The 20,705-nt window shown below is 65.9% G+C and carries 21 protein-coding genes; 8 read left to right on the forward strand and 13 right to left on the reverse strand.

All coding sequences use genetic code 11. The features are described 5' to 3' along the window. From AC1DK4_RS26755 to AC1DK4_RS26770, 4 genes are all read left to right on the forward strand, one after another. Positions 1 to 251 (forward strand): glycine zipper family protein (locus AC1DK4_RS26755; protein WP_477131880.1); only part of this gene is annotated, 251 nt, incomplete at its 5' end. A gap of 34 nt (positions 252 to 285) precedes the next feature. Next, positions 286 to 1,998, forward strand: coding sequence for a SulP family inorganic anion transporter (locus tag AC1DK4_RS26760; RefSeq protein WP_441614454.1), 1,713 nt, complete (start codon positions 286 to 288; stop codon positions 1,996 to 1,998). 219 nt (positions 1,999 to 2,217) lie between these two features. Continuing rightward, positions 2,218 to 2,469, forward strand: coding sequence for a hypothetical protein (locus tag AC1DK4_RS26765; RefSeq protein ID WP_441614452.1), 252 nt, complete (start codon positions 2,218 to 2,220; stop codon positions 2,467 to 2,469). A gap of 153 nt (positions 2,470 to 2,622) precedes the next feature. Beyond that, on the forward strand, positions 2,623 to 4,407 hold the full coding sequence (locus AC1DK4_RS26770) for a SulP family inorganic anion transporter (RefSeq protein ID WP_477131884.1): 1,785 nt from the start codon (positions 2,623 to 2,625) through the stop codon (positions 4,405 to 4,407). Between the two features lie 146 nt (positions 4,408 to 4,553). Here AC1DK4_RS26770 and AC1DK4_RS26775 read toward each other — a convergent pair whose 3' ends face one another. The 9 genes from AC1DK4_RS26775 to AC1DK4_RS26815 form a co-directional block, all read right to left on the reverse strand. After that, entirely contained in the window at positions 4,554 to 4,772 is a 219-nt protein-coding gene (locus tag AC1DK4_RS26775; RefSeq protein ID WP_441614450.1) for a YMGG-like glycine zipper-containing protein, read from the reverse strand. 9 nt (positions 4,773 to 4,781) lie between these two features. Further along, a complete protein-coding gene (locus AC1DK4_RS26780) occupies positions 4,782 to 5,135 on the reverse strand; it encodes a hypothetical protein (RefSeq protein ID WP_441614739.1) in 354 nt (117 codons plus the stop codon). Positions 5,136 to 5,303: 168 nt separating this feature from the next. Further along, positions 5,304 to 5,654, reverse strand: a complete 351-nt coding sequence (locus AC1DK4_RS26785) for a hypothetical protein (protein WP_441614448.1) — start codon at positions 5,652 to 5,654, stop codon at positions 5,304 to 5,306. Between the two features lie 199 nt (positions 5,655 to 5,853). Further along, a complete protein-coding gene (locus tag AC1DK4_RS26790; RefSeq protein WP_441614447.1) occupies positions 5,854 to 6,294 on the reverse strand; it encodes an ion channel in 441 nt (146 codons plus the stop codon). Between the two features lie 14 nt (positions 6,295 to 6,308). After that, positions 6,309 to 7,352 carry a DUF2955 domain-containing protein gene (locus AC1DK4_RS26795; protein WP_441614445.1) on the reverse strand — a complete coding sequence of 348 codons (1,044 nt, stop codon included), beginning with the start codon at positions 7,350 to 7,352 and terminating at the stop codon, positions 6,309 to 6,311. After that, positions 7,342 to 8,550, reverse strand: a complete 1,209-nt coding sequence (locus tag AC1DK4_RS26800; RefSeq protein WP_441614443.1) for an HlyD family secretion protein — start codon at positions 8,548 to 8,550, stop codon at positions 7,342 to 7,344. Before AC1DK4_RS26800 ends, AC1DK4_RS26795 begins: the two co-directional genes overlap by 11 nt. After that, the gene (locus AC1DK4_RS26805) at positions 8,543 to 10,099 is read right to left on the reverse strand and encodes an efflux transporter outer membrane subunit (RefSeq protein WP_441614441.1); all 1,557 of its coding nucleotides are present in this window, start codon (positions 10,097 to 10,099) and stop codon (positions 8,543 to 8,545) included. The genes AC1DK4_RS26800 and AC1DK4_RS26805 overlap by 8 nt, the downstream gene beginning before the upstream one ends. After that, a complete protein-coding gene (locus AC1DK4_RS26810) occupies positions 10,087 to 10,236 on the reverse strand; it encodes a hypothetical protein (protein WP_441614439.1) in 150 nt (49 codons plus the stop codon). The genes AC1DK4_RS26805 and AC1DK4_RS26810 overlap by 13 nt, the downstream gene beginning before the upstream one ends. A 231-nt stretch (positions 10,237 to 10,467) precedes the next feature. Beyond that, complete coding sequence (locus AC1DK4_RS26815; protein ID WP_441614437.1) at positions 10,468 to 11,526, reverse strand: AraC family transcriptional regulator; 1,059 nt, start codon at positions 11,524 to 11,526, stop codon at positions 10,468 to 10,470. Positions 11,527 to 11,732: 206 nt separating this feature from the next. On the opposite strand from AC1DK4_RS26815, the gene AC1DK4_RS26820 reads away from it, so the two are divergent. The 3 genes from AC1DK4_RS26820 to AC1DK4_RS26830 are packed head-to-tail and all read left to right on the forward strand — an operon-like array spanning position 11,733 to position 15,244. After that, on the forward strand, positions 11,733 to 12,713 hold the full coding sequence (locus tag AC1DK4_RS26820) for a quinone oxidoreductase family protein (protein ID WP_477131881.1): 981 nt from the start codon (positions 11,733 to 11,735) through the stop codon (positions 12,711 to 12,713). A gap of 12 nt (positions 12,714 to 12,725) precedes the next feature. Further along, positions 12,726 to 13,574, forward strand: a complete 849-nt coding sequence (locus AC1DK4_RS26825; protein ID WP_441614433.1) for a TauD/TfdA dioxygenase family protein — start codon at positions 12,726 to 12,728, stop codon at positions 13,572 to 13,574. 23 nt (positions 13,575 to 13,597) lie between these two features. Further along, entirely contained in the window at positions 13,598 to 15,244 is a 1,647-nt protein-coding gene (locus AC1DK4_RS26830) for a fatty acid--CoA ligase (protein WP_441614431.1), read from the forward strand. 252 nt (positions 15,245 to 15,496) lie between these two features. Here AC1DK4_RS26830 and AC1DK4_RS26835 read toward each other — a convergent pair whose 3' ends face one another. The 4 genes from AC1DK4_RS26835 to AC1DK4_RS26850 form a co-directional block, all read right to left on the reverse strand. Next, positions 15,497 to 16,474 carry a Bug family tripartite tricarboxylate transporter substrate binding protein gene (locus AC1DK4_RS26835; RefSeq protein WP_441614430.1) on the reverse strand — a complete coding sequence of 326 codons (978 nt, stop codon included), beginning with the start codon at positions 16,472 to 16,474 and terminating at the stop codon, positions 15,497 to 15,499. A 132-nt stretch (positions 16,475 to 16,606) separates the two neighbouring features. Beyond that, the gene (locus AC1DK4_RS26840) at positions 16,607 to 17,305 is read right to left on the reverse strand and encodes a DsbA family oxidoreductase (RefSeq protein ID WP_441614428.1); all 699 of its coding nucleotides are present in this window, start codon (positions 17,303 to 17,305) and stop codon (positions 16,607 to 16,609) included. Between the two features lie 61 nt (positions 17,306 to 17,366). Further along, complete coding sequence (locus AC1DK4_RS26845; protein ID WP_441614426.1) at positions 17,367 to 17,570, reverse strand: DUF1289 domain-containing protein; 204 nt, start codon at positions 17,568 to 17,570, stop codon at positions 17,367 to 17,369. An 85-nt stretch (positions 17,571 to 17,655) separates the two neighbouring features. Next, positions 17,656 to 18,711 (reverse strand): beta-keto acid cleavage family enzyme, encoded by a 1,056-nt coding sequence (locus AC1DK4_RS26850; RefSeq protein ID WP_477131882.1) that lies wholly within the window; start codon positions 18,709 to 18,711, stop codon positions 17,656 to 17,658. Between the two features lie 833 nt (positions 18,712 to 19,544). On the opposite strand from AC1DK4_RS26850, the gene AC1DK4_RS26855 reads away from it, so the two are divergent. Continuing rightward, positions 19,545 to 20,648 carry an AI-2E family transporter gene (locus AC1DK4_RS26855; protein ID WP_441614422.1) on the forward strand — a complete coding sequence of 368 codons (1,104 nt, stop codon included), beginning with the start codon at positions 19,545 to 19,547 and terminating at the stop codon, positions 20,646 to 20,648. The last annotated feature ends 57 nt before the right edge of the window (positions 20,649 to 20,705 follow it).

The raw sequence follows: 20,705 nt of genomic DNA on the forward strand, positions 1-20,705 counted from the left end.
GCGGAGGGGAGCGCGTGCGGGGTGCGGCGCGCGGCGCGGCGGGTGGCGCGGCCATCGGGGCCATTGCGGGCGATGCCGGCAAGGGCGCGGCCGCGGGTGCTGCCGTCGGGACCATGGCCGGCGGGGCGCGGGCACGGCAGAACCAGCGCTCGGCCCAGGCCTCTGCGCAGTCCCAGAGTCAAGGCGCGATGGATACCTACTATCGGGCCTACGCGGCCTGCATGGAAGGGCGCGGCTATTCGATCAAGTAAGTAGCGATGTCCAGGGCGCGAAGGCAAGGTTCGCATGGAACATGAGTCATCGAAGCACTCGTCCGGCGGCTTTCCCTTGCCGGTGCCGGAGTGGATCCGCGAGTACCGCAAAGACTGGATCAAGCCGGATGTCGTGGCCGGCCTGACGGCGGGCGCAGTGGTGATTCCCAAGGCGCTGGCCTACGCGACCGTCGCCGGATTGCCGGTCGAGGTGGGGCTCTATACCGCGTTCCTGCCGATGGTGGTGTACGCGCTGCTCGGCACGTCGCGGCCGCTCAGCGTGAGTTCGACGGCAACGCTTGCCATCCTCGCGGCGACCGCGCTCGGGCGGGTGGCCCCTGGCGGCGACGCTGGCACCTTGCTGACCGCTTGCGCGACCCTGACCGTGCTGGTGGGCGTCATCCTCGTGCTGGCCGCGCTGCTGCGGCTCGGCTTTGTCGCCAACTTCATTTCCGACCCGGTGCTGACCGGATTCAAGGCGGGGATCGCGATCGTGATCGTGGTGGACCAGATCCCGAAGCTGCTGGGCATACATTTTACGAAGGGCACGTTTTTCCACAATGTGCTGGCCATCGGCACCGGGCTTGGGCACACGTCGGTGTACACCGTGGCGGTGGCGGCCGTCACCGTTGTCATGCTCCTGGCGATCGAGCGGGTGTTCCCGCGCGCGCCGGCCCCGCTGATTGCCGTGGCCGCCGGGATAGCGGGTGTTGGTCTGCTCGGCTTGCAAGGCCACGGGGTCGAAGTGGTCGGCCACGTACCCACCGGCTTGCCCACGCTTGTCATGCCGGACTTCGCTCTGGTTGCCGACCTCTGGCCCGCAGCGGCGGGCATCGCGCTGATGAGCTTTACCGAGTCGATCGCGGCAGGCCGCGCGTTTGCGCAGCGAGGCGAGCGCACGCCGACAGCAAACCGGGAACTGCTGGCGACGGGCCTGGCCAATGTCGCAGGCGCGTTATCGGGCGCCATGCCGGCCGGTGGCGGCACGTCGCAGACCGCGGTGAACCGGGTCGCCGGGGCGCGCACGCAGTTGTCGACGCTGGTGACCGCGGCCATGACCCTGGGCACGATGCTGCTGCTTGCGCCGTTTATCGGGAAGATGCCGCAAGCCACCCTCGCCGCGGTGGTGATCGTGTACTCGGTCGGCCTGATCCAGCCGGCGGAGTTCCGCGCGATCCTCGATGTGCGCCGCACCGAGTTCCTGTGGGCGCTGATCGCCATGGTCGGCGTCGTGCTGCTGGGCACGCTGCAAGGGATCGTCGTCGCCATTGTCGTCTCGCTCGTGGCGCTTGCCCATCAGGTGTCCGACCCTCCGCTCCATGTGCTCGGGCGCAAGCCGGGCACCAACGTGTTCCGGCCGGCCTGCGCCGAGCACCCGGAGGATGAAAGCTTCCCGGGCCTGCTGATGCTGCGGCCGGAAGGCCGTATCTTCTTCGCCAATGCCGAGCGGCTTGGCCAGAAGCTGCGCCTGCAGATCGTCGCCACGAAGCCGCAGGTCATCGCGCTGGATCTCGGTGCCGTGTTCGATCTCGAATACACGGCGCTCAAGATGCTGACGGAGGCGGAGGCGAGGTGGCGCGAGGACGGCGGGGCGTTGTGGCTGGTCGGGCTGAACCCGGGGGTGCTCGCACTGGTGCAGCGCGCGCCCCTGGGCGCTGCACTGGGGCGCGAACGGATGTTCTTCGATCTGGAGCAGGCAGTCGACAGCTATCAGGCCTCGGTCGTGGCGCAGGCCAGCCGGCCATGAAACCGCCACCGGGGCGCGGCAGGTGGAACGGCGTTGCATGAAGGATTCCTGCCTGGTGCTCCAGGCACCGTGAGCGTGGTGCTTCTCGATGCTCCTTTGATTCTCGTGAACCGGGCACTATATTAGCGCTTGGTTTGAGGCGCCGATGTGGCGAGGTGGCGGCAGGCTTCAATGCTGCCGCGATGAAGATAAACGAAGCGGGAGAGGATCATGGTAAAGATGGCAACATCCATCATGCTTGCGATGGCGTTCAGTGCTTCACCGGCTTGGGTCCACGCCGCTTCGGCCGCGGCCGCGCAAGGTCAAAATGACGAAATCGTGAAGATGCGCGAGGAAATCGCCGCCGCCAGGAAGGAATACAAGCGCAAGGTCGGCGAAGCGCAAAAGGTCTTCGACGAGCAGAAATCTGCCGCGGCCAAGGAGCGTGACACGGCGATCTCTGCCGCACGCGCCAAGGCCGGGCAGAAATGATTGGCAGGCCGGTTGGCCCGCCTGTTCCTGCGTTCAGGCGTTAGCGAGGACCGGCGCCAGGGAGCGCTCCGTTCCTGGCGGTGACGATGCCGTCGCCAAGATCCGGGTCGGACCCTTGCTGTGCCGTACAACAGGCTGAACAGCCGCGGCCTCATGAGCCCTCCGGATTCTCCACCCCCGCACCCCGAACCTGGCCGGATTCCGCGCCGGGTCACCGATCATGCCGGCTGGGGCCGGTGGCTGCCGGGACTGCGCACGCTCCGCGCGTACCAGGCGGCGTGGCTGCGGCACGATATCGTGGCGGGGCTCGTGCTCACCACGATGATGGTACCCGTGGGCATCGCCTACGCGGTGGCGTCGGGCCTGCCTGGCATCCATGGTCTCTATGCGACCATTGTTCCGCTGTTCGTCTATGCCTTGTTCGGGCCCAGCCGCATTCTGGTGCTGGGCCCGGATTCCTCGCTGGCCGCCGTCATCCTCGCTGTCATCCTGCCACTGTCCGGGGGCGATGCGCATCGCGCGGTCGCCCTTGCGGGCATGATGGCGGTCGTGTCGGGTGCGGTGTGTATCCTGGCCGGCATAGCGCGCCTTGGCTTCATCACCGAGCTTCTTTCCAAACCGATTCRCTATGGGTACATGAACGGAATCGCGCTGACGGTATTGATCAGCCAGTTGCCCAAGCTTTTCGGCTTTTCGATCAAGTCCGACGGACCGCTGAGAGATTCGTGGGCTATCACCACAGCGGTGATCGATGGAAAGACCAACTGGGTCGCGTTCATGGTCGGCGCATCCACCCTGGTGGTGATCCTGCTGCTCAAGGGAAACAAGCGCGTGCCGGCCATCCTGGTCGCCGTGGTGGGAGCGACCGTCGCCGTCGGCATGCTGGACCTTGCCGCGCGCTTCGGGGTGTCGGTCCTGGGTCCTCTTCCGCAAGGCCTGCCAGCATTCGCCATCCCGTGGATCACCACCGGCGATATCGTCCCCGTCCTGACCGGCGGTTTCGCCGTTGCCCTTGTCTCGTTCGCGGACACCAGCGTGCTCTCTCGTGTCTATGCGGCGCGGACTCGTACCTATGTCGACCCGAACCAGGAGATGGTGGGGCTCGGCGTCGCCAATCTGGCCGCCGGATTTTTTCAGGGCTTCGCCATCAGCAGCAGTTCGTCCCGTACGCCCGTGGCCGAGGCCGCCGGTGCCAGGACCCAGCTGTCCGGCGTAGTCGGCGCGCTTGCCGTTGCCCTGCTGCTGCTGGTGGCRCCGGACCTGCTGCAGGATCTGCCCACCAGCGCACTGGCCGCGGTGGTGATCGCATCGGCCATCGGGCTGATCGAGGTCGCCGACCTGCGACGGATCTATCGCATCCAGCGCTGGGAGTTCTGGCTATCGATCGTCTGTACGGTCGGCGTGGCTGTGCTGGGTGCGATTCAAGGCATTGGCCTGGCCATCGTGATTGCCGTCATCGAATTCCTCTGGGACGGCTGGCGCCCTTACTCTGCGGTGCTGGGTCGCGCCGAGGGCGTCAAGGGCTACCATGACATCAAGCGCTACCCCGAAGCGCGCCTGATCCCCGGCCTGGTCCTGTTTCGCTGGGATGCGCCCTTGTTCTTTGCCAACGCCGAACTGTTCCATGACCGCGTGCTGGATGCGGTGGCGGCATCGCCCACGCCGGTACGCTGGCTGGTCGTTTCGGCGGAGCCGGTCACCAGCGTGGACGTCACCTCCGCGGACATGCTTGCCGAGCTGGACGGAACCTTGCACGCGGCTGGCATCGAGCTGTGCGTGGCCGAGATGAAGGATCCCGTCAAGGACAAGCTGAAACGATTCGGGCTGTTCGCGCGGATAGGCGAGACGGCATTCTTCCCGACACTGGGCGCCGCCGTCAGCAGCTATCTCGCGACCTATCCCGTGGATTGGGTGGACCGGGAGGAGACCGATGGCTGAGTGGAGAGGCAAATCCTGGCACGCCTCGCTGGCTGGCGGGCATCGGGCCTGGCAGTCGGCGCGTTGAAGCCTGGACGACTGCTTCGGTGCGTCCATCTTCACCCCCCCCAGCCGGGTTGAGGTCCCCGAGGCTCGCTCTCTCAGCGCTATTTGCTTCCCTTGATATTGCCCGCGACGCCGCCGGCGACCGCACCTATGGCGGCCCCCGTCCAGCCACTGCCTCCCGCGATGGCCGCAATGCCTGCGCCCGCCAGGGCTCCCACGCCCGCGCCGGTCACCGTCCCTTGTTGCTGCGGCGTCATGTTCGTGCAGCCAACAACGCCGGCGAGGGCGAGCGTCACGCCAATTCGTTCGAGTCGTTTCATCTGATTCTCCTACTTGGTGCGCTGAAGCCCGGGCACAACCATTTCGAACCAAATCGTTTCGAGGACGGGTCGCTGCAACTGGTCCGGATGCGCGGCGTACCAGCGGTCGAGTCCTTCGCGCACCGTGTCGAGGGTCTGGCCCTTCAGCCCTTTCGCAAGGCGTGGGACGATGCTCTGGGAGTCGGTCGGCGGCTTGCCAGCCTGATAGGCGATATCGACCAGGGCCAGATTGGCGATACCGACGAGGTAAGCCTTTTTCATTTGTTCCGATGACTCGGTCCAATGCCTGCCGGTGACCAACGGGATGTCTTCCGCGCGGGGAGTACCCGATACCAGCGCCAGCGTCATGCATCCCACGGCCATCGCCACGCGTAATTTGTGTTTCATCGCCATCGCATTCTCCTCGGGAATCCGCGTTTTCATGGTACTCCGGAACACCGCAACATCCTTGACGCACATGGTCGAGACACGGTGTCGTGCTTCGCACGCGGCAAGGCAGTCCCACAAGGGCAGCCCCGCGTTGCCGCCTCGCTACGTGCAGTTGGCGCGGTAGGTCTCCTGCAATTGCTTGCGCGTCTGGTCGCGCTCGATCTTGGGAATGGTGCGCCCCTGCGCGTTTTGCGTGGCCGGGCCGGATGACTGGTAAGACCGCTGGCTCGAGGTGGCGTTGAATTGCTCCTTGAGCTCCTCGCACCTGGCGCGCCTGGCGTCATCCGGACTCAGTGCGTCGGCCGACGGAGGGCGATAGGGACTGGCGCCGCTCTGTACGGCCTCGGATATGGCATTGGCGGCACCCTGGCCCGGCGCGGGCTGGGCCAGGCCAGCGGTGGCAATTCCCAGCGCCATCAGGCTGGCCAGCATGGATTTCCGGGACATCCGCATACGCTCTCCATTGAGTGACGATGACGCTGGCGTGCTCGAACCGACTGGTCTGGCCCTGAGGTGCAGACCAGACTAAGCGTAGTCATGCCCGGACGTATGTCAAATCCGAAGGCGCGCGGTGTCGCGCAATGACTACTGGCGGCGCCCGCGTCTGCGGCGCCAACGCCAGTCCGGGCAGGCAGGGCCGGACCGCACCCGATCAAGGCGATCCGCCCTCGGTCTTGCCATACCTGATCACATCCAGCACCGCAGCCGTCATCAACGAGGTAGAGACACCGAACATCAGGATGCCGTTGGCCGCTTCCAGTGGCCCGAGCAGGCGCCAGCGTTCGGACATCACGATATCGCCATAGCCAAGGGTGGAGAAGTTGACCCCAGAGTGATACAGCGCCGTGGAGAAATCACGGAACTCGCCGAGCATCAGGAACAAGGTAGCCCATATGGCAATCTGCGCGATATTGCAGAGCAAGGTCAGCAGCATCACGCCAGACAGCAGCACGATATCCGCCCATAGGGATTCATGTCCTTGCCGGGTCCGCCTGAAGCGCGCATAACGGCGCAGGCAGATGGCAACGACGACGGCCTGCAGCGGCAGGCATAGCAACATGACGGGGGCTGCAGCCAGGAATTGGAGGAGCATGGTCGATATGTTGGTCAGGCGCCGCGCGGTCGATCGCGGCGGCGATGGTCGAGGAGCTGGAGCACCAGGCAGGCATACAGGGTGACGGCAATGAAAAGCCCCATCCGTATCGCAAAGGCCGTGTAGACGTCCTTGCCGGCACGGCTGTCCTGGACCGACTGGCCGAGCAGGATGATCAGGGTCACGAAGGTGTTCACCCAGAAGCCGGGCGGCTGGCGTGTCGGGCTGGTCGCATAGAGCTTGCGCCCCAGCAGCAGGCCGAACAGCAGCATCCACAGGTAAAACATCCACAGGTGCACGAACAGTTTGAGTGCGCACCAGAACAGGACCGCCAGCAGCCCGCCGAGCAAGGTGGATCCCAGCAGCTCGCGGGCGGCACCGTGAGCCTTGGTGGTGCAGCTTTGCCTGCCGAGGGTGACGGATTTCATGATGATCGGCATGTAGCTGTCCGGCGCGGTCAGTGCCAGCAGGAAGGCCGGCAACACCACCAGCGCGGCGCGCAGGGCCAGCCGGTCGGCGTCGCCGGCCGGCACGGCCGGGGCGGCGGGCCCGGGACGCCTGCGGGCGGGTTCGGGAAACAGCCAGTGACTGAGCGCCAGCACCAGCACGCCGAGCAGAAGCCCCTTGGCCAGGGCGCCGATGACCGTCAGGGCCAGCCCGAAATCAGCAAATCCGGCGGCGGAGATCATGGTGAGGCCAGCCACCAGGAAGGTGGCGACCAGGTTGTTTCCGCCGCGCAGGCCGAAGCGAAAGGCCAGGTAGAGGCATAGCGCGACCAGCAACACGCCGCTGAACGGGTAATAGCGCAGCACGGGGATGAGCAGCAGGCCGCTGCCGGTGGTGAGCGTCACCATCAGGGCCAGCCCCAACCCTGCCTTGAGCGGGAGCGGGCGGTCGAGCGTGGCGAGCAGGAACACGGCGAGCACCGGCGCGACCATGGGGATGGAAAAGTCCAGGCCGAAGCTGATTGCCAGGCATAACGCCGTGCCGCTGGCCAGGCGCAGCGGACCCCGGGACGGCGGCGCGGCTACGTTGGCATGAACGCAATCAGTAGACATAGGAAAGCCAGCTCATCAAGCGCAGGAACAGGCGGCCGGGCGGATGGAGCGGATTGCCCTCGCCGGGAAAGGCCATGACTTCGGCCTGCCCGCCCACGCGGATGCCCCGAAGCGCGGCCAGTTGGCCGGGCGCGAACTCGACAACCACCGGGAAGCGCTGGGCCGGGCGCAGCCAGTCGCGGCTGTTCTGTACTGTCGGCAGGCTGCCGGGCGGGGTGCTCTGGCCCGTGCTGATGCCGTAGCCGATGCTGCGCACGCGGCCTTCGAAGACCCTGCCTGGAAAGGCATCGAGCACGATGCCAACCGGTGTGCCGACGTCGACGTGGCCCAGGTTGTTTTCGGTCAGGTCCGCGCTCACCCACACATCGTGGATGGCGATCAGTGTCATGACTGGCGCGCCGGCCGCGGCATACAGCCCGGCTTCGGTGCGCAGATCCGTGATCAGGCCGGCGGTGCGCGCACGTACCTGGGTATTGGCCAGGTCCAGTTCGGCTTTTTCCAGGGCCGTGGCGGCGCTGCGCAGCTTGGCGTTCTCTTCCTCGCTGCCGCCCTGCAGTTCTTTCGCGCGCTCCACTTCGGCGCGGGCCGCGGCGACCTGGCCCGCGGCCTGTTCGTGGGTGGCGCGGGCCACCTCCAGGCGGCGCAGCGAGACGGTACCCTGGTCCTCGCTGTAGAGGCGTTCGAGGCGCTCGCTGTCCTGGCGTGCCTTGGTTTCGTTGGCGATGGCGGCGCGCAGGGATGCCCGCGCCGAATCGATGCCGGCAGTGTTGGCGCCGATCTGGCGGCGCGTGGATTCGAGGTCGGCACGGGCGCGGTCTACCGCGATCCGGTAGTGCACCGGATCGACTTCAAACAGTAGCGCGCCGGCCGCGACATCCTGGTTGTTGCGCACATGCACGCGCGTCACCCGCCCGGACACTTCCGCGGCGACCGGTACCACGAAGGCTTGCACCCGGGCCTGCTGGGTGTAAGGGGTAAACCGGTCGGCCAGCAGATACCAGGCCAGGCTCAGCACAATCAGGCCGATGACAAGCCTGAGCGCCTTCCTGCCGGGGTCGGCCTGTGGTTGTGTGCTGGCCGGCGTATTGGACGACGACGCGGCCGACGCATCGGCTGGCGCATTGGCTGGCGCATCGGCTGGCGCACTGGCCGGCACTTCGGGCGGGGTGGATGCCAGGGGTCGCTGGGTATCACTCATCGGAGTCGGGCCTCTGCGAGGGGAGCTTCGCGCTGGTGTGCTGGCGGTCCGCCTCATCCAGCAGATCGCCCCAGTCGGTCCGTTGCCGCATTTGTTCGCGGGTGGCCGGGTCGACCAGCGGTTGCCCGCTGTACCAGCCCCCGCCCAGTGCCTTGTAGAGGGCAATCAGGTCGCTCACGGCATTGCTGCGGTTGACCAGGTAGGCGTCCTGCTGGGCAAACAGCGCGCGCTGGGCATCCAGCACGCGCTGGAAGTCCGAGTAGCCCTCGCGGAAAAGCGCGCTGGCCAGCGTCAGCGAGCGGTCGGCGGCCAGCGACGCCTCGCGCAGGATGTCCTCGCGCTCCAGTGCCCTGACCAGGCTGCTGGCGGCATCGTCGGCTTCGCGCGCCGCCTGCCGCACGCTGTCCTGGTAGGCGACAATCAGTTGCTGCAGACGCGCATCCTGCACGCGCACATTGTTCTTGATGCGGCCATAGTCGAACACGTTCCAGCGCAGGCTGGGACCACCGATCAGGGCGAGGTTATTCGGCGTGCCCGCCAGAGAGCTGGCGGACCAGGAGATGCTGCCGAGCAGCGACAGCGAAGGATAGAGATCTGCCTTCGCCACGCCGATGAGCGCCGATTGCGCCGCGACCTGCAGTTCGGCGGCGCGGATATCCGGACGGCGCAGCAGCAGATTGGCTGGCACGTCTTGCAGTACCGCGCGGTCAATCAGCGGGATCACTCCCTCCCTCTGCGCCAGCTCCGGCAGTTCAGGCAACTGCCCGGGGGGGCGGCCGATCAGGATAGCCAGGGCATTGCGGGTAAGCACGATCTGGTTTTCCAGTTCGGGGATGCTGCTCAGGGTGCCAAGGTACTGCGTCTTGGCCTGCTGGAGATCCAGCTCATCACTTTCGCCGCCCTTGAACAGGCGCTCGGTGATCTCATAGCTGCGCTTCTGCAGGCGGGCGTTCTCGCGGGCGATGCGCAGGCGCGCTTCGGCGGTGCGCAGGGCGAAGTAGGTCTCGGCCATCTGCGCATGCAGCAAGACCAGCACGTCCTCATGGTTGGCCATGGCGGCGAAATAAGCGGCATCGGCCGACTCGATGGCGCGGCTGAAGCGTCCCCAGAAATCCAGCTCCCAGCCGATGTCGAAGCCCGCGCTGTACTGCCAGAAGCGGCTATTCTGGGCGTTGCGGCCGCCGGACTGCCGGCGATCCATGTACAGGGCGTCGGCACTGACCTGTTGGCGTTGCGGATAGCGCCCGCTCAGGGCAATGCCCAACTGGGCGCGGGCTTCCAGCACGCGCAGCCCGGCAATCCTCAAGCCGGCATTGTGCGCATCGGCTTCGGCGATCAGGCGTTCCAGGGTCGGGTCGGCGAAGACCTGCCACCACTGCCGCAAATCGGGTTGCAACCGTTGCTCGCTGGCCTGTCCGACAGCCGGGCTGTTCCACTGGCTGGTCCAGTTCTCGCGCTGCGCCTGGAAGTCCGGACCCACGCGCGCGCAGCCGCTCAACGCGAGCAGGCCGGCCAACAGTGCGCGCCGTGGACGGATCAGGGCCGGCATATGGCGCACGCGCCCGCATCAGGCCTGCTTGTCTTCGCCATGCGTGCATCGACGCCGGGTCCAGGCGGCAGGGGCTGGAACACGTCATCGGCGTTGTCGGCAATGCCGGCAACGAAGACACAGATGTAGAAGACCATGGCACCCGTCTCCCCTGACGATCCTGGTGACCTGCGCAACTTCGGGAAAGCCGTCTACGTATTTAAGGAGCGCATTCTGCCGCGCGGGTCTTCGCCAGCGTCCCGCAAGTCCGGGGCGCGCCGCTGGCGGGATGCCGCTTGACCCACTTGCTCGAATATAGCTGAAGCGTGGCGTCTTACCGGTCCGGGATGCAAGAAGGCAACACGCCGACTGTGCTCAATGGAACACAGCTATGGGGGATCGCTCTGCGTCACCTCTGTGGCTGCGCCTTCGCTTTGCCTGGATGCCGGCGTGCTGGCGGCATGCCTGCGGCGCCAGGCCACCGGCGATTCACCGAACTGGGCGGAGAACCAGCGCGTGAACGAGCTAGCGCAGCCGTAGCCGAGCAGTTCGGACACCCGCAGCAGGGAATACTGCGGGTTCCCCACATAGCGTCGTGCCAGCTGGCTACGGACTTCATTGAGGATGTCCGTGAAGGTCTCGCCCGCTTCATCAAGCTGGCGCTGCATGGTTCGCAGGCTCAGGCCCAGGCCTTGGGCGACGCCCTCGCAGGTGGCGCGGCCCATCGGCAACATCAGGTAGACGGCATTGCGCACGTCACGGCCGATGGACGGCTCATTGACGCGAGGCAGCATCTCGACGAAGCGCTGCGCATGGCGAGCCATGGCCGGATCCCCGGTTGGATTCGGCGCGTCCAGGTCTGCCGCCAGGCAGACGATGCCGTTGAACTCGCTGTCGAACTCCAGCGGGCAGCCGAACAGCCTCCGGTGGACACCCAGGTCGGCGGGTGCCGGGTGCGTGAAGTTGACGCTGTGCGGTCGCCAGTGCGGGCCCAGCAGCGCCCTGCACATGCGGAAAACCACGCCGATGGCAAGTTCGGTGGCCTGCCGCGAGGGCGCGTTCAGCACGAGTTCCTGCCGGATGATGACGGCCTTGCCAGCGTTCTCCAGCACGATTGCCACCGACTCGTTGACCAGGTGCCGGTAGCGGATGGTGGTAACCAGCGCATCCCGCAGCGTGGGTTGCTGGCTGATCAGCAGGCTCATCACGCCAAAGTCCGACAACTGGCGCGATTCGGCCATGCGCAGGCCGAAGGTCGGGCAATCGGCCGCCAGCGCGGCGGACTCCAGCAGCGTGGCACAGGCATTGACGGGAATGCGCTGGTCCGGATCGGCCAGCAGCATACGGCTCAGTTTCGCCGCGCGCAGCAGCGACTGCGGGTTGATGCCAAGGTCTCCTGCCACTTCAAAGAAGTTGGTCAGTGCAGCCGCACGCACCAGCGTCTCCAATTCAGTCTCCTCTTTGCTCTTTTGCCTGCTCCGGGTTTGCCCTTGGCGGGTTGCCCGTCTTGTCTTCGCAAGCCGGATGATAGGCGCGCGTGGCATGAAATGCAAAGTCCGCGGGGGCAAATGCAAAGCGCCGCGGCCAGCCAGGGCCTACATTCTCTGCATGCGCGGCGCACTCTGCGCCGCAGCGACAGATCAAGGAGATAAGCATGGCAAAGGTAGTCCGCATGTACGAGGCCGGAGCGCCGGAAGTTCTTCGCTACGAGGACATGGAAGTCGGCGATCCCGGCCCCGGCCAGGTGCGCATCCGCCACGTGGCGGCCGGCMTGAACTACGCCGACACCTATTTCCGCAATGGCACTTACCCGGTACCGCTGCCCGCGGGCATGGGCGTGGAAGCCGCCGGCGTGGTGCAGGCCATTGGCCCGGGCGTGACCAACGTGGCCGTCGGCGATCGCGTGACCTACACCGGTTTCATCAACACGCTGGGTGCCTACAGCACCGAGCGGCTGGTGCCGGCCGCGCCGCTGATCCGCCTGCCGGAAACCATCGGCTTCGAGACCGCCGCGGCCATGACCATGCGCGGCCTGACCTCGGCCTACCTGATGCGCCGGATCCATCCCTTCAAGGCGGGCGACACCATCCTGCTGCATGCCGCGGCCGGCGGCGTCGGGTTGATCGTTTCGCAATGGGCCAAGCTGCTGGGCCTGACCGTGATCGGCACCGTCTCCACCGAAGCCAAGGCCGAAGTGGCCCGCGCCCACGGCTGCGACCACATCATCAACTACAGCCATGAGGACGTGGCAAAGCGGGTGCGCGAACTGACCGACGGCGTGGGTGTGTCCGTGGTGTTCGACAGCGTGGGCAAGACGACCTTCATGGCGTCGCTGGATTCGCTCAAGCGCCGCGGCACCATGGTGTGCGTCGGCACGGCCTCGGGCCCGATCCCGCCGTTCGACCCCGTGCTGCTGGCCATGAAGGGGTCCGTGTTCCTGACCCGGCCGGCACTGGCCGACTACATTTTCGATCCGGCGGAGAAGACGGCACTGGCCTCGGAACTGTTCGATCACGTCGGCGCCGGCCGTATCAAGATCGAAATCAACCAGCGCTACGCCCTGGAGGATGCGGTGCAGGCCCATCGTGACCTGGAATCGCGCAAGACGACGGGCTCGTCGATCTTCGTCATCTGAGGAGGGATGCACATGCAAGTCCATCAACTCACCTGCGCACTGGGCGCGGAACTGGCCGGTGTCAATCTTGCCGACGCCGTTGGCGACGCTGGCCTGTTCGCCGAAATCCGCTCACTGCTGCTCAAGCATCGCGTGCTGTTCCTGCGCAACCAGCATTTCAGCCGTGATGAGCATGTCGCCTTTGCGCGCCGCTTTGGCGAGCTCGAGGATCACCCCGTTGCCGGCAGCGATCCCGAGCACCCGGGCCTGGTGCGCATCTACAAGACCCCGGACCAGCCCAACGACCGTTACGAGAACGCCTGGCATTCGGATACCACCTGGCGCGAAGCGCCGCAGTTCGGCGCCGTGCTGCGCTGCGTGGAGTGCCCGCCGGTGGGCGGCGACACCATGTGGGCAAACATGGCGCTTGCCTATGAAAGGCTCCCGGCGCACATCAAGGAGCAGATTGCCGACCTTCGTGCGCGCCACAGCATCGAGGCCTCCTTCGGCGCGGCCATGCCGATCGAAAAGCGGCTGTCGCTCAAGGCCCAGTTTCCCGATGCGGAGCACCCGGTGGTGCGCACGCACCCGGAGACCGGCGAAAAGATCCTCTACGTGAATGCCTTCACCACGCATTTCACCAACTACCACACGGCCGCCCGCGTACGTTTTGGCCAGGACGCCAATCCCGGCGCGGCCGATCTGCTGCGCTACCTCGTCAGCCAGGCATATGTCCCTGAGTACCAGGTGCGCTGGCGCTGGCAACCCGACAGCGTGGCCATCTGGGACAACAGTGCTACCCAGCACTATGCGGTGATGGACTATGCGCCGTGCCACCGCAAGATGGAGCGCGCGGGTATCATCGGCAGCAAGCCGTTCTGAGCGCGCGTGGAGGCAACACAATCATGCAAGACAACCTGGTTATTCCCACGCAGTCCGCGTACGCCTACCCGCTGCTGGTCAAGCAGCTGCTGATCAATTCCCTGAGTCTCCATGGCGACCAGGAAATCAGCTACCGCGGCCAGATGCGCTACACCTTCCGCGATTTCCGCCGCCGCATCGGCCAGCTGGCCTCGGCGCTGACCTCGCTCGGCGCCGGGCACGGCACCACGGTCGCGGTGATGGACTGGGACAGCCATCGCTACCTGGAATGCTACTTCGGCGTGCCGATGATGGGCGCGACGCTGTTTACGGTAAACGTGCGGCTTTCGCCCCAGCAGATCCTGTACACGCTGAACGACGCCGGCGCGGACGTCATCCTGTTTCACCCCGACTTCGCGCCGGTGCTCGAAGAGATCCGCGGGCAGCTCACAGGCAACCCGCGCCTGGTCCTGATGGCGGACGGCGAGGCCGCACCGGCGCTGACGCTGCCGCTGGCGGGCGAGTACGAGGCCCTGGTGGATGCGGCCTCGCCCGATTTCGCCTTCCCGGATTTCGACGAGAACACCAAGGCCGCCACCTTCTACACCACCGGCACCACCGGCGACCCCAAGGGCGTCTGCTACAGCCACCGCGACATCGTGCTGCACACGCTGGCAACCTCTGCGAGCCTGTGCTCGCCCCGCGAGGGCCAGCGCATGCACCGCGAGGATGTCTACATGCCGATCACGCCGATGTTCCACGTGCTGGCATGGGGCATCCCGTACATCGCCGTCATGCTGGGCCTGCGCACCGTGTTGCCGGGCCGCTACGCGCCCGACATGCTGCTGAAGCTGCGTGAGACGGAGAAGGTCACCTTCTCGCACTGCGTGCCGACCATCTTGCAGATGCTGCTGCAGTCCTCGCAGGACGGCGCCCAGGATCTTTCGGGCTGGAAGATCATCATCGGTGGCTCGGCGCTGCCGCCGGTCCTGTGCGAAGCGGCACTGGCGCGAGGCATCGACATCTTCGCCGGCTATGGCATGTCGGAGACCGGCCCGATCGTCTCGCTGGCCCAGTTGCCGCCAGGGTGCAAGCCGAGCGACCGTGCGGAAGAAGTCCGCATGCGCTGCTCGACAGGCCGCCCGGTGACGCTGGTGGACTACCGTATCGTCAGCGAAGACATGCAGGACCTGCCGCGCGACGGCAAGAGCCGCGGCGAGATCGTGCTGCGCGCACCGTTCCTGACCAAGGGCTATTTCGGGAAGCCGGCAGCCTCGGAGGAACTGTGGGCGGGCGGCTACCTGCATACCCAGGATGTCGCGGTGATGGGCGCGGACGGCTTCGTGCAGATCGTGGACCGCATCAAGGACGTGATCAAGACGGGCGGAGAATGGGTTTCCTCCATCGAGGTGGAGCACCTGATCACGGAGATACCCGGCGTGCTGGAGTGCGCGGTGATTGGTGTGCCGGATGCCAAGTGGGGCGAACGCCCGATGGCCTTCGTGGTGCGCGAGGCAGGGGCGGAAGTGGGCCCCGCGCAGATCCGCGATCAGCTGATGGGGCACGTGGCGTCCCGCCGCATCAGCAAGTACGCGGTGCCCGAGGCGGAACGCATCGTCTTTGTCGAGGCGATCCCGAAGACCAGCGTAGGCAAGATCAATAAAAAGCAGCTGCGTGAAAAAGCGGTCTGAAGGGAAGTAAGGGAAGTAAGGGAAGTAAGGGAAGTAAGGGAAGTAAGTGAAGTAAGGAAAACTATGCGCCAGTCCTCAGGCGGGGGCTGGCGCTTTTTCTTGCCGGAAGGGCGAGCCGCGCGAAATGCGCAGCAACCACCTCCATCGTTCCCGCTACCCGGCGAAGGACCATCCTTGCCACCACGACAGGCGCAAAGCAAAGCGCCTCCCGAAGGAGGCGCGTCGTACAAGCGAGCCGGAGGGCTGCCGCAGTCAGGGCTGGATATTGAAGGCCTTCACAATCCCCGCATTGCGCTCGAACTCTTCATGCAGCGACTGGCTGAGCTGCGGCAGCGTCTGCGCAGCCATCGGCTCATAGCTCAGGGCCTGCATCCGTTCCTGCAGCTTTGGCGTGGCGGCCGCCTTGTAGGTGGCTGCCTGGATCTTTTGCGCCATCTCGGCCGGAACGCGGGCCGAGGCAATCACGCCCACCCAGTTGCTGAACTCCACATCCGGATAACCCAGTTCGGCGAAGGTGGGCACTTGCGGCAGCAGTGGCGAGCGGCTCTTGGAGGCAACCGCATAGGCCTGCAGTTTGCCGGCCTTGATCATCGGCAACGACGTCACCATGCCGTCGTACATGAGCGGGATCTGGCCGCCCATCACCTGGACCAGCGCCGGCCCGGAGCCCGCAAAAGGCACATGCTGCAGGTCCAGCCCGGCCTTCTGGTTCATGATCACGCCGGCATAGTGAGACGCCGTGCCGGCGCTGTAGGAGGCAAAGCTCAGCTTGCCGGGGTTGGCATGCACGTAGCCGACCAGGCTCTTGAAGTCCCTGGCAGGCAGGGATGGCGCGCCAACCAGCAGCAGGCGCGATCTTGCGACCGCGGCCAGCGGCTGGATGTCCTTCATGGTGTTGTACGGCGTCTTGAGCACATGCGGCACTTCGGTCAGCACGTTGGTGGCCGTCACCATGATGGTCTGGCCGTCGGGTGGCGCCGCCAGCAAGGCGTTGATGGCGATGCCGCCGCCGGCGCCTGGCTTGTTGTCGACCACCACGGGCTGGCCCAGGTCCGCCGAGAGCTGGTCGGCCAGCAGGCGGGCGATCACGTCCATGGTGCCGCCGGCCGGGGCCGGCACCAGCATGCGCACAGGCTTGTTGGTCCACGCCATCGCCGCCGGCACGGACAGGGCCAGCACGGCGGCTACGGCGGCGTGGCGCACGCGAAAGAGGGCGGGGCGGTTGGGCATGTCTGTCTCCGTTATGGATATGGGATATGGAATATGGAAAGCCGTGCCAGTCTTCCCTTGTCGGGGGCGGTACACGGGATCATGCGGGAAAGCGAGGCGCCGGCGGATGAAATTCCGCCTTCGCGAAGGGGTTCAGGTGGCAGCCAGGGTGGCGCGTTGCTTCGCGCGCGCCAGCGCCCGCAGCATGGCTTCCAGCAACGCGTCGGGAAGCCGCGAGCCAGACACGCTGTGGGTGCCGTTGAAGACAAAGTGCGGAACGCCGAGCCCGCTGCGCAAGGGCGGATCCGCCGGGGCGTGCAGTGACGGCAGCCAGTCCAGGTCATGGTGCCCGGGGGCAGCGCCCTGGTCCGGCATGCGGATGCCGCATTCTGTCGCGGCCTGTCGCAGCACGACGGGATCACCGATGTTCGCCGCGCGGATGAAGTAGCGCGTGAACAGGTTATCGATCAGGGCGGATGCCGCTTCGGCACCTGCCTGCTGCCTGGCAAGGCGTACCAGGCGATGGGCCAGCAAGGTGTTCGGGAAGATCTCGATACGGTCCAGCGCCAGCGTGAGGCCGGCCTCGCGCGCGGCGGCACGGACCTGCGCCTGCCGTGACGCCACGGCCTCGGGGCTGCCCAGGCGGTTCACGTAGAAATCACGGTAGGGCAAGCCGGCCGGAGGCGTGGCGGGGATCAGCGGGTAGGAGCGCCATTCCACGTGCACGGTAACGTCCGGGCGCTCACGCCCGAGCAGGCCAATGGCGTTTTCCAGGTGCTTTTTTCCGATCAGGCACCAGGGGCAGATCAGGTCGAAATAGGCCTCGACCGAGAGCGTGGACGGATTGTTCATGGCGGCGGCTTGATGACGCCGGCCGGCGTGCCCGATGCAGGCCGCGGCAGGCAGTTCAGGATCAGGGGGTGGGCAAGGCCTGCCCGCTGCGCCAGGGCAGGCGCGCCGGCAGCAAGGCCATCACTTCGGCGCGCTGGGCTTCGGTCATCCGCTCCCAGCAGCCGATTTCCAGCGGCGTCCTGCCGCAACCCTGGCAGTGCCTGCCCGCATGGTCCATGCGGCAGATGTTGATGCACGGATTCGCGACGGATGGGGACGGGTTCATGATTTCGATGAGGCTAGGTGGGGCGCGCCGGGCGCGGGCAACGGACTGGCCGCAGGCTTTGCGCCTGCGGCCAGTGCTTCGCGCGTCAGGCCGCGCGCAGGGGCAGGTTCTTCTGGCCGGCCTTGCGGTTCGGCGCCATGCCGTGGGCGGCCAGGGTTTCCTCGGCGCTGTCGTACCAGGTGCCGATGCGATAGATCTCGCGGGCTTCCTTGCCCGAGGCGATCTCGCGGCCCAGCTCCTTGGCCACGCGCACGCATTGCTCGATCTGCTGCACCGAGGTCATGCGGTTGCCGTGCTGGTCGATGATGGTGTCTTCGATGCCGCAACGCGGATGCAGGCCCATGCTCATGGCCATCATGTTGAACGGCAGCACGTTCTTCAGCAGCGATTCCGCGGTCAGGGTGCAACCGTCCGGCGCGCGGTGGACGAAGTTGAAGAAGTTGAACGGGTTGGGGCCGTCAAAGCCGCCGCCGATGCCGATCCAGGTCAGGTTCAGCGGGCCCTTGTAGAGGCCGGCGCGCACCATGCGCTCCAGCGTTTCCATGGCGTGGATGCCGGTGAGCTGGAAGTGCGGCTGGATCCCGGAGGCGCTCAGGCGGCGCAGGTGCTCTTCCACCCAGCCCGGGCCGGCCGGCACCGTCATTTCGCGGTAGGCCTGCTGGTAGGCCGGGTGCTCGAGCGACGTACCCTTCAGGTATGCGGGGTACAGCAACTCCATGATGTTCATCTGCGTGGTGTTGATCGCCACGGTCACCTGGTCCGGCTTCGGGTCCAGGTCAGCCAGCATGTGGCGGGTGTCGTCCGACAGCCACTTGGCGGCCTGGCCGTCGTCTTCCGGCGCGAAGGAGATCGAGCCGCCCACCTGGATGATCATGTCGGGCACCGCGGCGCGCACGCCGGCGATCAGTTCGTTGAACTTGGACAGGCGCTTGGAGCCCTTGCCGTCCAGTTCGCGCACGTGCAGGTGCAGCACGGTGGCGCCGGCGTTGTAGCAATCGACGGCCTTCTGGACCTGTTCTTCCATCGTCACCGGAATGTCATCCGGGAAATCCGCCGGCATCCACTCGGGACCGTACGGGGCCACGGTGATGACTACTTTGTCCATGTTTTYGGGGTGCAGGGAATCGTCGAGGAATTGCATGAGTGTGCTCCTGGTATCTGGTGTCTGCCGGCGCTGCTGCGCAGCGGCGGAACTGATTCATATGAAATGGCCTTCGGTAACGGAAGTATCGGACAACGGCCGGGAACAATTTGACAATATGGGACACTCAATTTACATCTCGGGACAGTCAGGGAAAACGCGATATCCGCTGGCCTGCTCCCCTTCGCCGTGCCAGTCTTGCCCGCTACTTCCGGGCCACTTCAGTGAAATCGTGCCAGCCGGAGAATCTCGCGACCGGCGAGGTGTTTGCGATAGCGTGAAGCACAACCGCGCCGCGTTCGAACAGCCATTCCACGATGTCGCGCCGGCGCATCGCACCACTGGTGACTACGGCACGAACGCCGTTGACCGCGCCAGAGCGCGTTCATTTCTTTAATCGCGAATTCTCACGTGATCGCCCCGCCGACGTGGCATCGAACCGGGAGCAAGCCTTGGCGAGCGGCACGGACCCGGACCGCGGCTACCACAAGGGGGCGCCGGTAAGCGGCGCCATGGGGCCGTGGCTATGTCTTTGGGGCGTACCCTTCGAGGTTGTCCCTGCTTTCCTGCTGGCCTAGACTGGAATTCACCGAATATAGGACCTATCTTTAACATCGTCTGGCGAACGCACTGGCATCAGGATTGAGCGTGGCGTGCGTTGCGTGGATGGACATCACCGTAGTCCGGGCGTCATGCCTCGATCCGTCGTGGCTCCCCGGTGCACGAACCTGGACGTATCGGGCTGCCTGGACATGCCCCGGCGGCGCGGACAAGAAGCCGTGGCACGGCTTACCCATGCGATACCTTTGCAGCGACCTGCAAGGAGACAGCGGATGTTGCCCACGCCCATTTCCGAGAAGGCCCTGTCCCGTGGCTTGCTCGATGTACTGATCCGTGCCGGGATGATCGCCGTTCTGGCGATCTTCTGCTTCCAGATATTCCGCCCGTTCCTGAATCTCATCGTCTGGTCACTGATCCTGGCGGTCACCCTTTATCCGCTGCAGATAAGCCTCAGGCGCAAGCTCGGCAACAAAGACGGCCGCACCGCCACGCTGATCGTCCTGGTTGCCATCGGCATCATCATGGTTCCCACCTACATGCTGGGCACGACCATGGCCGATTCGGTGAGCCATGCCATGGACATCGTCAAGAGCGGGAAATTCCATATTCCGCCGCCGGCCGAGTCGGTCGCGGGCTGGCCGGTGGTGGGGGAGCGACTCTATGCCCTCTGGCAGCACGCCGCCACCGACCTGACCGGTCTGTTGCAGAAGGTCGCGCCTCAGCTCAAGGACGTCAGCCTCGCGCTGCTGGGCATGCTTGCAGGCCTCGGCGAGGGTTTCCTGATCTTTGTCTTCGCCCTGATCATCGCGGGCATTTTCATGGCGCATGGCGAGCAGGGTAGCCGCAGCGCCGTGCAGATTGCCTCGCGCATCTTCGGCCCGGACCGGGGCTCGCGCATCGCCGTGCTGTGCACCGCCACCATTCGCGCGGTAGCCCAGGGCGTGGTAGGCATTGCCTTCGTTCAGATGCTGCTGATTGGCGTGGCCTTCGTGATCAAGGGTATTCCCGCCGCCGGCCTGCTGGCCCTGGCGGTGCTGCTGCTCGCGACCATGCAGTTGCCGGTCACGCTGATTACCATCCCCGTGATCCTCTACGTTTTTTCCACCGAGGGTCCCACCGTGGCCGCCATTACCTTCTCCGTCTATGTCTTCATCGCGGGCCTGGTCGACAACGTGCTCAAGCCCCTGCTGCTGGGCCGCGGCGTCGACGCGCCGATGGCGGTGGTGCTGATCGGCGCGCTGGGCGGCATGGTTACCGGCGGCATCATCGGCCTGTTTATTGGCCCGGTGGTGCTCGCGGTGGGCTACCAGCTGTTCTGGCAATGGGTCGAGGACCAGCCGCATACCGGCGAGCCGGGCGACCAGAAGCCGGTCTGAGGCGGCCAGGCACGCCCATTTCGCCCTGGATTGGTCTCGTGGCTCGCGCGGTGTCGC

The organism is Cupriavidus sp. 05N38 (genome assembly GCF_056397345.1).